This is a genomic window from Gulosibacter sp. (assembly GCF_052090685.1).
Taxonomy (GTDB): Bacteria; Actinomycetota; Actinomycetes; order Actinomycetales; family Microbacteriaceae; genus Gulosibacter.
The window spans coordinates 172743-184952 of record NZ_JBQDBE010000001.1 but is presented as its reverse complement, the minus strand read 5'-3'; the positions used below and the strand labels follow the sequence as shown (position 1 = coordinate 184952).

Sequence of the window (12210 nt, the reverse complement as noted above, 5' to 3'; positions counted from 1 at the left end):
GGAGTAGGAGTGATCCGGCGCAGACCGGATCGAATCGGGGCGATGACGAGCAAGAGCCATTCTCGGACGCGCATGCGGACGCCGCGACGTAGCAGCGTTAGGAAGAGCAGGCCGACGGTAAGCAGCATGAATATGCAGGTCAACGCTGTCAGAACAGGTTCGCCGCAGTGGCCAGCACAACCATGGTGCTGCTCTTGGTCGGGTGGCGAGGCGAGGTCATTCACGGTGCCATGCGTGAGAGCGTCAATGCCGACACCTGGCTGTTCCGCCGCGGAGACCGTCGGATTCTCATGCCCACTACCGGTATGAAGAAGCGACCCGCACACGAGCAGTGCAGTCAGAGCAAGCAAGGAAATCAGAACGCCCCGCCAGCTAACTCGAGAAGGGGACGCGGTGTGGTCAGAATTCACCTCTACCCCTTCATGGCATGTTCACAAATATACCCCGCAAGGGTATCAAAGGATCGAGTGGTCTTGACAATACCTGTATGGAAACTCTGGATCGCGGGTGCAGCAGGTTGTGTCATCATCCGACTGCCTGGTCTGCGCTGCGCACTTCCCCTCCAGCGCGTCCGAGACATTCAAACTTGTGGGAAATTTTCGTCCTACGTCTGGAAAGCGCTACTCGGAGGAATTCGCAAACGCCTGGTCAACGAGTTTCGCAAACGCCCCACTATTGGGATGTTTAGGGCTGACTCAACCGCGCATTCGCCGGTGAGCGGCGAAGATAGGCAGTTTCCTACGGGAATCTAGGACTGCAGCATCTGCCAGGAGCGTTCAAACCGCTTGTTCTCAAGGTCGTCGCTGTGGATCCAGAAATAGAGGCAACCTTCGTGCGGGCTGTGCCATTTCACTCACGGCTTTATTCCTGTTTACGTGGGGCTTACTCAGACCGATCGCACGGGATCGATTACTTTGAGTCCGAGACGCTCTGCGACGTCCTTCATATTCGCGTCATGACTCGCGACAGTGACCGACTCGCCGATCAAGAGCGCGGTGGCGAGGTGCAGGGCATCGAGTGTCTTTATATTCCGCTCGATCGACTCTGCAATCGAATGTGTCTCGCGAGTCACATCAAATAATCCGACACGTCCGAACAACGCATCGGCATCTGAGAGCACCCTTGAATCGCGGCGCAGCACGCGAATCACCTCAGTTCGCAGAAGCCGCGAAGACACGAAGCTCGCACCAATCGAGTCCATCCACGTCTGCAGTTGGATTCGCTCTGGGACATCAAGAATCGTGCGCAACGCCACCGATGAGTCGAGATACACGATGGCCATCGGTCAGTGCGCACCCTTCATGTCGTCGAGCATCGCATCGACTTCATCCGAGGTATACAGAGGTCCGTTGACAGCGTCAGGCCACGGCTCTTGCTGATTGCTCGGCGGGGTATAGCGCCCCTGCCTTTCGGCTCGGGCGAGCGCATCATCCTGGCCACGGTACGAGCTCACTCGCCAACGGGGCTCACCCCGCTCGGTCACAATCACCTCACCAACCTCGGTGGCTTGCGCGAGCACGGCTGAGGTCCGCTGGTTGAGATCTCGCTTCGATACATTCAACACGCACCCATTGTACTACTTATGTCAGACAACAATCCGCGGCAAGCTCATGCCGAACGCCCGACGTTTACCCGGAGCCCATCCACCATGAACGAATAATGCGATCCGTTTTCCTCGCTCCAGGTCGTCTCCGCACTGTCACTGCCTCACGCGCCTAGTATGTACACTGTACAATTCCTGTTAACCCAGTACTCACGGAGGTCTATTCACATGACAGTTCTTCCCATCACCCGCATCGGATCAGTGCTCGCAGCAATTACGCTGGCGTCGTCTCTTGCGGCGTGCTCGAGCCAGAGCGTCGACCAAGCCTGCCTGCAGACCAATGTCCTGCTCTCGCAGGTGAACGTCACGCTGGGGCATGATTTCAATGACGCGGTCCAGCGCGGGATGGCGGGCGAGCAAGTCGACTTCGATGAGGTGCTCGCACCCATAGACGAGGCCATTGATCAGGCGCAGAGTGATGTCTCGAATACGGAAGTCAAAGATGCGTTGAACGGGTTTGCCGATGCGTTTGAGACGTTCTCGACGGATCTCAAGAACCAGGACCTCAGCGCCCTCGCTCAGGACGGCGAACTCGATGATTCACTCAATGGTCAGACCGACGGTCTAATCGCGGCCGGCGACCAGATCACCGATATCTGCACACAATAAGTTCCCTTCAGCCGTCGGGTGTGCCGGGTCATTGCTAAGGTGACAAGCGTCATGCATGAACCCACGTCTCGCCACTCGATCAAGCGTGGCCCGCGCGGGGACATCGACCGGCACGTCATCCTCGAAGCCGCTGATCGGCTTCTGCGGAAGCGCGGGACCATCGACGGCATATCTTTGCGCGCCCTTGCAGCCGAAGTGGGGGTCGCCGCAAACGCGTTGTACACCTATTTCCCGTCACTCTCACGGGTCTGGCATGACCTCGGCGATGAGCGCCTCGGCACCTTACACCCGGAAGACCTTCTCGCCGTCAACTGCCGCAGTTGCGCGCTCGTCTCACTGACGCAGCGTGCGCAGGAGATGGCAATGATTCCCGGCACCCTCTCCCTGCTGCGCACGCAACCCATCCTGGGGGTACATTCGTTCCGCCTCAGCGAGACCCTCCTCACGCTGACCGCCAACGCCTCCGTCAATCCCAGAGATGCCCATGACCTACTGCTCGCCTGGTCCTATGGCAGCATGGCGCTCGCGGAGGAAGGCTGGACACGCAGTACCGATGAGATTCGGGCACAGCAACAGCTGCCCGAATTCCCGCTGGTCGCGGCCAGGTCAGACCCGGATCAGGGCGCGCAGTTGCACGCAATATTGCGCGGGATCGGCATCGAGCACACTTGCGAGTAGTCACTTTCTCGCTATAGAACGGCCTGACCTGCTCGTTACAGGCCTGCGCGCATTCTTTTCATTGTTGCGCTGCGAGACGGTTCCACGGAACGGAAACCCCATTTGAGTAACGCCGCCAAGCTCGACGAGCTCACCATCCCGGCCCCGCAAACCGGCAAACCACTGCAGCGTCTCGGCGTGACCGCCCAATTCCAGCTTCCGGATGGTCACCTATCTGAGTCGCGCCGAGCCGCGATCGACGTATTGCTGCAGTCCTATGAGATCGCGCAAGGGGCATTCGAACAGTGGATGATCGCTGCGGACAACCGCCCCGGCGGTTAGGCGGCGCCTTCACCACCGATGTTGAGCAGGCCCTCGCATCGGTCGTCCACGAACCCGACCGACCGCTAAACCTCGCTCTACTACAGCGTGCGAATCCACCACGCTGGCAAGCGGAAGCAACGATGCTCGCACACGAGCCGCGCAAACCATGGCAGTCCTACGTCGCCGTTTCTATGCCGCCATCTGCGGTGCTGCGCGACGCCGATGAATACGTTGCGTTGATCCTGTCCTGGAGCGCGGCAGTGCGACCACAGCAGGGAACGGCGGGGTTCGCGCTGGTCGACGAGATCGGCATGGCACACCATCGGCGCGGGGCTGCGTGGCAGTGGTGGGAACGTTATCCGGGCCTCGACTGCGCCGTATTCAATGTGCAATTAAAGCCCGGTCGGTACCAGTCGGTGAATTGGCTCACGATATTGGGCGACACTGTGATCAATCGTCTCGGAGGTCTTGAATCGCTGCAGGTTCGACTGCATGAGACGGCAGCAGAACGCCAAACAACCCCACCAACCGTCCACCCCTACGATGGCGGGGTACTCATTCGTGCCTGCGAACTGCCGCAACTTAGCGATCGCGGTAGAGGCGAGGTTCACCCTGCATACCGCGCCGTGAATGCGGCGCTGCGGCCGGGGCGTTTCGAGGACTACCCTGAGGGGCCGAACATCCACCTTATCGATGCGCCTCGCACCCGCAATCTCCGCCAAGCCACTCTCGACTGGGTACGACGCTTCGACGATTGAATGTCTATCGATCTGATGCAACTGCCAACCGAAATCTGGACAGTTAGATGCCGACCACGAAGGTGAGCGCGGCCCACACTGAAACGGTGGCGATGGTCGTCCAGATCACGATCGCGACGGCTTGCCACAACAGCACCCACCCGCGCGGTGTCCCACTCGCAACAAGGATTGCCGAGGTGAACTGCGTCGGAATAGCAAGCGGCCCGAGGATACTCGCACCTGGGACGCCGAACCGAACGACCCATTTCTTGAACCGTGCGCGACCCTTCGATTCAGGCTTGACGGATGTATCCTCGACCGATTCTTCGCCGACGAACTCGGCGCTGCCGGCACCAACGAGTACGGACTGCTGGACGCGGTGACGATTCACCACCGCGGAGCGAGCACCCGAGGTGAGGAGCACGACCACGAGCACGCTGAGGAAATTACCGGTTGCTGCCGCGATCGCTGCGACCAGCACAGGCATTCCACCGGCGATGCCAATCATCGCGCCGACTTCTCCCTCGAGAAAGGGCACGACGGCGGCGAGCATCACATAAGGGGCTGGATGAGTTCGGGCACTTGGCCCATCAACAATTGAAAGTTGGCGATGAGTTCCTGCACGGGGTTCATGGCAGAACCTCCTCCTTTGGGAGAATGGAGGTCGCATACTGGTGGTCGACCTCGCTGATGCAGTAAGTAGAAACTGTGTTCTTAGAACAGGGTCAAGTCGCCATCGTGAGGGTTCAGGTAACGCTCAGTTTTCGTCGCCCGGCTCGGGCGCATCTGCTGCCCCTTCGTCCTGCATCCGCCATTGCGCGAGACCCACCGCCCGGACGATCACATCAATTTGGGCCTCGTTATACAGTTCCAGGACCGCTTCCATGATCGTCCGTTGCACAACTTTTGCGCTCTGCGCGACGTGCTCCCCCGGCACTGCCAGCCACGGATACTCTGTAAGACTCTGCGCGATGCTCGGTGCAATCTGTGCCGCCAAACGCTCACGCGTCTCTTCGTCGGCATCATCAGCGAGCGAATCGAGCTCGTGACCAACCGACTCGCTCGTCGCATCCATCTCGATCATGCGCCGAAGGTCGGCCAGTGCATCCTGGTCATAGAGGCGGCTATAAATGTGGATGAACGCGCTATCCGTCTCGGTCATGAGCGCCGCCACAGACTCGAATCCTGCGGGAGAGTCGGCGGGCGCGTCATTGCGGAGCAGTGTCGCGATGTCTGACCGCGCCTGTTCCAAGCGGTGGATGCGCAGCGCAAGTTCCGCGTCGACCTCGCGGAGCGCTTCGGCCATGGTTTCGGATCCGTCGCCATCGGCAGCGATTTGCGCGAGTGGCACGCCCAATTCGGCGAGGCGACGGATGCGCAAGAGACGCACGAGGTGGGTTGCGCCGTACTGTTTGTAGCCGTTATACCGACGCGCGGGCTCATCGAGCAGCCCGAGCCGGTGATAGTGCCGCACGGTATTCGTCGTAGTGCCAGCCAACTCGGCGAGCTCTCGGGTGCTCCACGCCATGAGGAATCCTTCGTTGTGGCATGAATTCTACGGGCCGCGCAGGCGCGGGACGTGGGCAGAGCATATTCGCCAACCGCGCCCTCTTATTGATAATGACTATCAATAGCTTATGCTTGAGCGCAGTGTGCCTCACCCGGAGGCACGCATAGTCATTGAAAGCGATGGGCCAAGTGGCATCGAAACAACCCGGTCATAGGACTTCAGCGTTGATAGGCATTGCCCTGGCGGGCATCCTCACCCTCACTGCCTGCACGAGCGCAACGCCGCAACAAACCTCGGCGGCAAGCGAAAGCGGCGGGACGCTCCGTGCCGCCTTTGCCGGTGGTGCCGCTGAAACCCTGAACTACTTCCAAGGCCCCACCGCCTTAGATTTCGTTCGCGCGGGGTTGGTACACGCACCGCTATGCGAACTCGGCCCGAACGAGGAAGACGGTGTCTCGTACGGAGTACTGGAAAATATTGAAATCTCGGATGATCTTTCCGAATACACTCTCGATGTCAGAGAAGGCATCACCTTCACCGACGGCAGCCCCCTCACCGCGGATGACGTGCTCTATTCGTTGCAAGCTCCGACGTTGCTAGAAGGTCTGCCCTTCGTGCTGCACGTTTCTCGCAGCTTCGATCTCGACGCGGCCACAACACCGGACGAACACACCGTCGTATTACCTGCGACGACGCCAATCGCCGATGGTCGACTACTCCTATGCCAAAGCATGCTTGCGATCCAGGATGGCACCGTCGAATTCACCGAGTCAACGCCGTCTTCAGGGCCGTTCACTATTGCAGCATTCGAGCCTGGACAATCAACGCTCCTCGAGAAGAACCCTGACTATTACGGTGACGCCTCGGCGCTCGACGCGATCGAATTGATTTCGATTCCGGACGGCACAGCTCGGGTTACGGCGCTTGAGCAGGGCCAAGTCGACTACGCCAATGGCATCACTCCTGCCCAAGCACAAACATTGACCGGCAATGAAGAAATCAGTGTCGCGATGAGTGAGCCACCGTATGTGTCCTACATGCCGTTCACGATGAATATCGAAACGGAGCCTTTTGATGACCCGCGTGTTCGTGAAGCGTTCCAACTCGCAGTCGACCGCGATCGCATCCTAGAAAACGTGTACTACGGTCTCGGCTACCTGGGCAACGACTTGCCGGCTCTCGGTTTCCCGAACCACAACGACACGATTCCGCAGCGAGAATATGACCCCGACCGGGCGCGCGAACTGCTCGAAGAGGCTGGCGCCGTTGGCGTCAACATTGAGCTCACCGCCGGACCGGAGATAGCGGGAATGGTAGAAACCGCAACTCTCATCGTCGAAGATTTGCAGGCGATAGGCGTAAACGCGACGCTGCAGGAGCTTCCCGCGGGCCAGCTTTTTGCCGACTACCCGGCGTGGGAACAACTTCCGTTCAAGGCGGGATACAACCCACCGGTTTCCTTTGAGACCAACCACACGCCTGGCACATTCCCAGAGGTCGACGAGCTTGTACTGGCGGCTCGCAGCGGAGTGACACCCGAAGAGCGCCTACAAGCCTCGCACGATGCACAGCAGCTGCTGTGGGAAGAGGGCAACCAAATCGCGCCGGTCTTTGTCCCGTCAATCGGTGCTTCCCGTTCGGGTGTTGAGGGGCTCGTGGAATCGCAGTTTCCAGACCTCGCCGATGTCATCCTAATCGACTGACCTGTGCGTCACGCTCGTTGGGTGCTGATGAGGGTCGTTGCTGCGGCGGCGACCCTCATCGTGTTGTCCGTGATGGTGTTTTGGGCCACCGAAGTTCTCCCGGGTGATGCTACTGGCGTCGTTTCCGGTCCGAACGCCACGGATGCTGAACGGGATGCGGTGAGGGTGGCACTCGGTCTGGACCGTCCCGCGATCGAGCGATACGGCACCTGGCTACTCGGAGTAGTCCAAGGTGATTTGGGGAACTCACTGGTCTCGGGACGAGCCGTCGATGAGATTCTATTGAGCCGGCTCAGTGTCAGCCTCGCAGTCGTGATTCCAGCAGCAGGCATTCTGATCGTCGCGGGATCCCTCGGCACGACCATCGGTCTACGCGCCGGTACGCGCCTCGACAAGGCCCTCACCGCGATAACACTTGGCGTGATCGCGATCCCGGAATTCCTCATCGCAACACTCGTCGTATTCGTTTTTGCGGTGTGGGTCCCGCTTTTACCCGCCGTCGCCATCATCCCGGCTGGGCAGAATATTTGGCAGCATCCCGAACTCGTGGTGCTGCCTGCGCTTGCACTGGCTATTGGCGGGTTCGGGGCCACTATGCGGATGCTTCGGGCCTCGGTAGCTCAGACCGTGGCGACTCCTTACGCCGAGTCCGCCCGGTTGAACGGTGTCCGTGGTCTCGCATATATCCGGCTCGTCCTCGCGAATGCAGCAGGACCAGCGACGCAAGCCCTTTCGATTATGATCGCGGGGCTCTTCGGCGGCGCCATTGTCGTCGAAACACTGTTCAATGTGCCCGGTCTTGGTTATGAGATTACTCGCGCTGTCAGCAATCGCGATGTGCCACTCGTGCAAGCGTTGAGCCTCATTCTCAGCGCGGCTGTCCTTTGCATCTTGCTCTGTGGCGACGTGCTCTCACATTTGCTTCGCGAGCGAACCACACGACAGGAGCAATTTCGTTGACCCCACGCACGCTCGTTACCGGCGTTCCAGCCCTGCTGGTCGTGTTCGTAGGACTTGCCGGACCGTGGTTCCTCACCGGGAGCACCACGGCGCCGATTGGCGGGCCGTTTGAACCAGTATCTGCCAGCGCGGTTCTGGGAACAGATGTGCTCGGTAGAGATGTGTATTCTCGAGTACTCGCCGGTGGCCGCACGCTGATTCTGCAGGCAGTTGCGGCAACGATTCTCGGTAGCAGCCTCGGTTTATCCATTGGTATTTGGACAGCAATCACCCATCGTGCGGCACTCTCTCGATTCGTATTACGCGTCGTCGACGCAATCGCGGCCGTTCCCGCTCTTCTGCTTTTGCTGCTGATTGCTGCCGGCTTGCCCGGAAACGATGCGGTAATCGCGATCGCCATCGCAATCGTCAGCTTGCCGTTTTCGGTGCGAGTTGTTCGTGAACAAACCATGACCCTGGTATCGGCCGATTACGCCCAGGATGCGTTGGCTCGCGGGGACGGAGTGTGGTCGCGCATCCGATATGACATTCTGCCGGGCCTTGCGCCGGTCGCGTTCGCTGAGGCAGGTATTCGTTTCGTCGCAGCCACGCAGATTGCTGCGACAGCGGCATTCTTAGGGCTTGGTGCTGGCGCACCGACCGCCAGTTGGGGCCGGATGGTCCGTGAGAACAACACCGGATTGGAAATCAATCCACTAGGGGTACTCGTGCCGGCCCTACTTCTGGTGGTGCTTGCGATTGGGATCACCGCAGTCATCGACCGGCTCACTGACACACGGCCGCGACCACTCGTATTGACCCGAATCGAGCAACTCAATTGACCATCCTGTCGAATACGACGGCCGAGACTGGAGGCCAGATCACACAGCCTGCAATCGTCACCGTCTCCAAGCTAACCGTGTCCGCTCGTTCAAGTGCACAACCGACAGCGGCCAGCCGAATGGTCACGATTCTCAATGGCGTAGACCTCACGCTTCGATCAGGAACGGTCACCGGACTGGTCGGTGAATCTGGCGCCGGAAAGTCCACCCTTGCGCTCGCGCTGCTCGGACATCAGCATCAGAATCAGCACGTTGCTGGCCGCATACTGATTGCTGGGAAAGATCCTTTCTCGCGGGAAGGCTGTCGCGCAGTCCGGGGCCGCATCGCCGCATATTTGCCTCAAGACCCGTCGAGCGCGCTCGATCCTGCTCAAACTGTTCACGCGCAACTGCGCACTGCGTGTCGCGTGGCACATGCGGCAATGTCTCGGTCTGCGCGCAAGGCACTTATCCACCAGTCGATGCACAACGCCGCGCTCGAGCCAAGCCTATTGAGTCGGCGTCCGCTGCAGTTATCCGGCGGCCAAGCGCAACGTGCATTACTCGCGCGGACCTTCGTGACACAGCCCAAACTGCTCATCCTTGACGAGCCCACCAGCAGCCTCGACCCCGCAACTGCACAGCAGCTCGGTGAAACCTTCTCATCGCTCCCTTGGCGTCCAGCGGTGCTGCTGATCAGCCACGACCGGTCACTCGTCAGCCGGGTGAGTGATCGCATTCTTGAAATCGGTGACGATGGCCGCCTAACTCCCCTACCGCAAACACCGCGCGTTCCTACGACACCGAGAGGAAATGGCGCCCCACGCGCAACGTACACACCAATTGCGCCAAGGCTTACCGTCAACGGGCTAATGATTCAACGTGGCGGACAAACGCTGCTTCGCGATGCCGCGTTGGCAGTGGGCGCCGGAGAACTGGTAGCAATTCGTGGGCGGTCAGGTTGCGGGAAAACCTCACTCGCGCGCACACTGTGCGGCTTTGCGCCACCGACCAGCGGCACGCTCTGCGTGAACGAGCAATCGATCGACTGGGATGCGGGGGTTCGCGCGCGCCGCGGACAGCCCTACTTGTCCTACGTTGGTCAGGACGCGCGGGCTGCACTGCATCCGCAAGAAACGGTGCAGCAAACCCTTGACCGCGCGGTCGGTGCGGCACGAAAACGCAGCGCAATACCGGCACATGACGTCGCGGGTTTGTTGAAGCTCGTCAATCTGCCCCAAGAAATACGGGACCGAACACCCGGAGGGCTTTCCGGTGGACAGCGTCAACGATTGCTGCTCGCGCGCGCCCTTGCTGCGGCACCCGATGTCTTGGTCTGCGACGAAGTAACGGCCTCGCTCGATCATCACACTGCCGCGCGCATCCTCGACACACTCGACCACATCGGCAACCACACGAAACTTCCAGTCCTCCTAATTACCCACCAGGATTCGGTCGCCGCCCGAGCCGATCGGATACTCAGATTCGAGAAGGCCACCCTGTCATGAACGCAGTATCCCTATTGCGCCCAATCCGGTTGCCGCTCATCGCCGCGATCGCGCTGCAAGCACTTTCAGCACTACTCGGATTAATTCCAATACTTGCGCTGATCGCGTTCACCGGCGCTTGGCTCCGCGACGCCCCGCTGCCCGGCTCTGAGCTAGTTATTGTTGCCGTGATAAGTATCGTGGGTGCTGCGATCGCCGCAGCGGCCGCGACCTGGCTCAGTCATCGCGCCGACGCTGACCTCACGTGGTTACTCCAACGAGAACTCGCCGACACAATCCGGCGCGCTCCCCTGACGACTATTACTGGCCAGGGAGCAGCACGCATCCGCAAGGCAGTCCAAGACGATACCAGCGCATTGCACTATCTCGTCGCGCACACGGTCTTGGATGCGACGATGCTCATCGTCACGCCGATCGGCGGGTTCATTGCCCTCGCAGTAATTGATTGGAGGCTCGCGCTAGCAAGCCTCGTGCCACTTGGTCTCGGAGTGTGGTGGTATGTGCGCGCCATGCGCGGCTCGAAAGCCCAGTTCGCCGAATACGCCGAGCAACAGCGACGAATCAACGGCGCTGTCGTGGACTTCGTTCGGGGGCTACCGACCGCAAAAATCTATGCCGGAACCGAGAGCGCTCAGGCACGGTACAACGAGGCAACGACCGGGTTTCATCGGTTCTTTCGCTCTTGGTCGCGCCCGACGGCTGGCGTTACCACCGCATCCTGGCTTGTCGTGGCCCCGGCCTTGACCGCTGGGATGTTCGCGCTCGTCGGCGGAATAGGTCTGTTGACGGATGCGATCGCACCACCGGCGGTGATCGCAGGCGTACTGCTCGGCCCGGTAATCAGTGCGCCTGTCGCGGTGGCGGGCCCGCGTCTCCAAGCGATTCGCACGGGGCTGTCAGCTTTGACGACAATTTCTGATTTCCTCAGCATGCCTCGCCTCGCGTGGGTTGACAGTTCGGCACCGGAAAACACGGTTCCTGCACTGTCTGAGGTAACTGTTCGCTACGGCGACTCACTCGCACTCGACAACATCACACTCGAGCTCCCCAATCGCGGTTTCATTGCGGTGGTCGGCGCATCGGGTAGCGGGAAGAGCACCCTGGCGATGCTTCTGGCACGATTTTTTGACCCCGATAGTGGCCACCTCTCACTCGGCGACACCGACTATCGCGAGCTACGCGAGAAAGATCTGTATGAACGGGTCAGTTTTGTTTTCCAAGACACCGCGCTGCCGGATGCGCCGATTCGCGACATCCTCGCTGGTGGACGCCCAATTTCAGACAGGCAAATGCGCGTCGCGGCGCAACTCGCAGTGATCGACGAGCCAATCGACGCACTCCCGAAGGGTTACGACACGACGCTTGGTGATGACCTCGAGTTGTCCGGTGGCCAGCGCCAGCGCCTCGCACTCGCACGCGCACTACTGCGCGAGCCGGCGCTCCTGGTCCTCGACGAAACGCTATCGGCGCTCGATCCGATCACCCGACAGCAGATACTGGGTGTCTTGCACGAACAAGCGAAAGCCCGCACCGTGCTGCTCATCGCTCACCAGCTGCAACTCACCGTGCACGCCGACCGCATCCTGGTGCTCGAGGCGGGTCAGCTCGTTGGTGACGGCCACCATGCCGATTTGCTCACGGGGTGCGCCGCTTATCAACGCCTGTGGCAGGCACAGATGGGCCCCACTACCGGCAACCACCTCGGTGAACAGGTCCACCAAGAAACCGACACACAGGACACGGGTTCTCGTGCTTTCGATCGCTCTCATGGGGGTCAATGATGCTGCGAACCTTACACC

At 60.2% G+C, this 12210-nt stretch carries 14 protein-coding genes; 9 read left to right on the top strand and 5 right to left on the bottom strand.

What is annotated here, in order from left to right:
• Positions 1 to 748: 748 nt before the first annotated feature.
• Genes ACTHXA_RS00900 through ACTHXA_RS00890 form a run of 3 tightly spaced genes read right to left on the bottom strand, consistent with a single transcriptional unit; the run spans position 749 to position 1564 of the window.
• Positions 749 to 853: a DUF1963 domain-containing protein gene (locus ACTHXA_RS00900; RefSeq protein ID WP_441668396.1), complete on the bottom strand. Its 105-nt coding sequence runs from the start codon at positions 851 to 853 to the stop codon at positions 749 to 751.
• Positions 854 to 886: 33 nt separating this feature from the next.
• Positions 887 to 1282 (bottom strand): type II toxin-antitoxin system VapC family toxin, encoded by a 396-nt coding sequence (locus ACTHXA_RS00895; RefSeq protein WP_441668394.1) that lies wholly within the window; start codon positions 1280 to 1282, stop codon positions 887 to 889.
• Positions 1283 to 1285: 3 nt separating this feature from the next.
• Positions 1286 to 1564, bottom strand: a complete 279-nt coding sequence (locus tag ACTHXA_RS00890; protein WP_441668392.1) for a type II toxin-antitoxin system Phd/YefM family antitoxin — start codon at positions 1562 to 1564, stop codon at positions 1286 to 1288.
• 207 nt (positions 1565 to 1771) lie between these two features.
• Between ACTHXA_RS00890 and ACTHXA_RS00885 the strand changes: the two genes are divergently transcribed.
• The 4 genes from ACTHXA_RS00885 to ACTHXA_RS00870 all read left to right on the top strand — a co-directional run bounded on the left by ACTHXA_RS00885 (position 1772) and on the right by ACTHXA_RS00870 (position 3951).
• Positions 1772 to 2212: a hypothetical protein gene (locus tag ACTHXA_RS00885; RefSeq protein WP_441668390.1), complete on the top strand. Its 441-nt coding sequence runs from the start codon at positions 1772 to 1774 to the stop codon at positions 2210 to 2212.
• Positions 2213 to 2263: 51 nt separating this feature from the next.
• Entirely contained in the window at positions 2264 to 2890 is a 627-nt protein-coding gene (locus tag ACTHXA_RS00880) for a helix-turn-helix domain-containing protein (protein WP_441668388.1), read from the top strand.
• Between the two features lie 102 nt (positions 2891 to 2992).
• Positions 2993 to 3211, top strand: coding sequence for a hypothetical protein (locus ACTHXA_RS00875; protein WP_441668386.1), 219 nt, complete (start codon positions 2993 to 2995; stop codon positions 3209 to 3211).
• Positions 3175 to 3951 (top strand): type VI immunity family protein, encoded by a 777-nt coding sequence (locus ACTHXA_RS00870; RefSeq protein WP_441668384.1) that lies wholly within the window; start codon positions 3175 to 3177, stop codon positions 3949 to 3951. The genes ACTHXA_RS00875 and ACTHXA_RS00870 overlap by 37 nt, the downstream gene beginning before the upstream one ends.
• Before the next feature lie 43 nt (positions 3952 to 3994).
• Here ACTHXA_RS00870 and ACTHXA_RS00865 read toward each other — a convergent pair whose 3' ends face one another.
• Positions 3995 to 4483 (bottom strand): small multidrug efflux protein, encoded by a 489-nt coding sequence (locus ACTHXA_RS00865; RefSeq protein WP_441668382.1) that lies wholly within the window; start codon positions 4481 to 4483, stop codon positions 3995 to 3997.
• Positions 4484 to 4687: 204 nt separating this feature from the next.
• The gene (locus tag ACTHXA_RS00860) at positions 4688 to 5458 is read right to left on the bottom strand and encodes a helix-turn-helix domain-containing protein (protein ID WP_441668380.1); all 771 of its coding nucleotides are present in this window, start codon (positions 5456 to 5458) and stop codon (positions 4688 to 4690) included.
• 206 nt (positions 5459 to 5664) lie between these two features.
• On the opposite strand from ACTHXA_RS00860, the gene ACTHXA_RS00855 reads away from it, so the two are divergent.
• The 5 genes from ACTHXA_RS00855 to ACTHXA_RS00835 all read left to right on the top strand — a co-directional run bounded on the left by ACTHXA_RS00855 (position 5665) and on the right by ACTHXA_RS00835 (position 12192).
• Entirely contained in the window at positions 5665 to 7143 is a 1479-nt protein-coding gene (locus tag ACTHXA_RS00855) for an ABC transporter substrate-binding protein (protein WP_441668378.1), read from the top strand.
• Positions 7144 to 7170: 27 nt separating this feature from the next.
• The gene (locus ACTHXA_RS00850; RefSeq protein WP_441668646.1) at positions 7171 to 8103 is read left to right on the top strand and encodes an ABC transporter permease; all 933 of its coding nucleotides are present in this window, start codon (positions 7171 to 7173) and stop codon (positions 8101 to 8103) included.
• Positions 8100 to 8924 (top strand): ABC transporter permease subunit, encoded by an 825-nt coding sequence (locus ACTHXA_RS00845; RefSeq protein WP_441668376.1) that lies wholly within the window; start codon positions 8100 to 8102, stop codon positions 8922 to 8924. Before ACTHXA_RS00850 ends, ACTHXA_RS00845 begins: the two co-directional genes overlap by 4 nt.
• A 119-nt stretch (positions 8925 to 9043) precedes the next feature.
• The gene (locus ACTHXA_RS00840) at positions 9044 to 10411 is read left to right on the top strand and encodes an ABC transporter ATP-binding protein (protein ID WP_441668374.1); all 1368 of its coding nucleotides are present in this window, start codon (positions 9044 to 9046) and stop codon (positions 10409 to 10411) included.
• On the top strand, positions 10408 to 12192 hold the full coding sequence (locus tag ACTHXA_RS00835) for an ABC transporter ATP-binding protein (protein WP_441668372.1): 1785 nt from the start codon (positions 10408 to 10410) through the stop codon (positions 12190 to 12192). The genes ACTHXA_RS00840 and ACTHXA_RS00835 overlap by 4 nt, the downstream gene beginning before the upstream one ends.
• The last annotated feature ends 18 nt before the right edge of the window (positions 12193 to 12210 follow it).

Excerpts from the sequence above, each read along its gene's own strand:
- ACTHXA_RS00840 (WP_441668374.1), top strand. The coding sequence starts at position 9,044 with ATGGTCACGATTCTCAATGGCGTAGACCTCACGCTTCGATCAGGAACG.
- ACTHXA_RS00860 (WP_441668380.1), bottom strand. The coding sequence starts at position 5,458 with ATGGCGTGGAGCACCCGAGAGCTCGCCGAGTTGGCTGGCACTACGACG.
- ACTHXA_RS00885 (WP_441668390.1), top strand. The coding sequence starts at position 1,772 with ATGACAGTTCTTCCCATCACCCGCATCGGATCAGTGCTCGCAGCAATT.
- ACTHXA_RS00865 (WP_441668382.1), bottom strand. The coding sequence starts at position 4,483 with ATGCTCGCCGCCGTCGTGCCCTTTCTCGAGGGAGAAGTCGGCGCGATG.
- ACTHXA_RS00895 (WP_441668394.1), bottom strand. The coding sequence starts at position 1,282 with ATGGCCATCGTGTATCTCGACTCATCGGTGGCGTTGCGCACGATTCTT.
- ACTHXA_RS00835 (WP_441668372.1), top strand. The coding sequence starts at position 10,408 with ATGAACGCAGTATCCCTATTGCGCCCAATCCGGTTGCCGCTCATCGCC.
- ACTHXA_RS00880 (WP_441668388.1), top strand. The coding sequence starts at position 2,264 with ATGCATGAACCCACGTCTCGCCACTCGATCAAGCGTGGCCCGCGCGGG.
- ACTHXA_RS00850 (WP_441668646.1), top strand. The coding sequence starts at position 7,171 with ATGAGGGTCGTTGCTGCGGCGGCGACCCTCATCGTGTTGTCCGTGATG.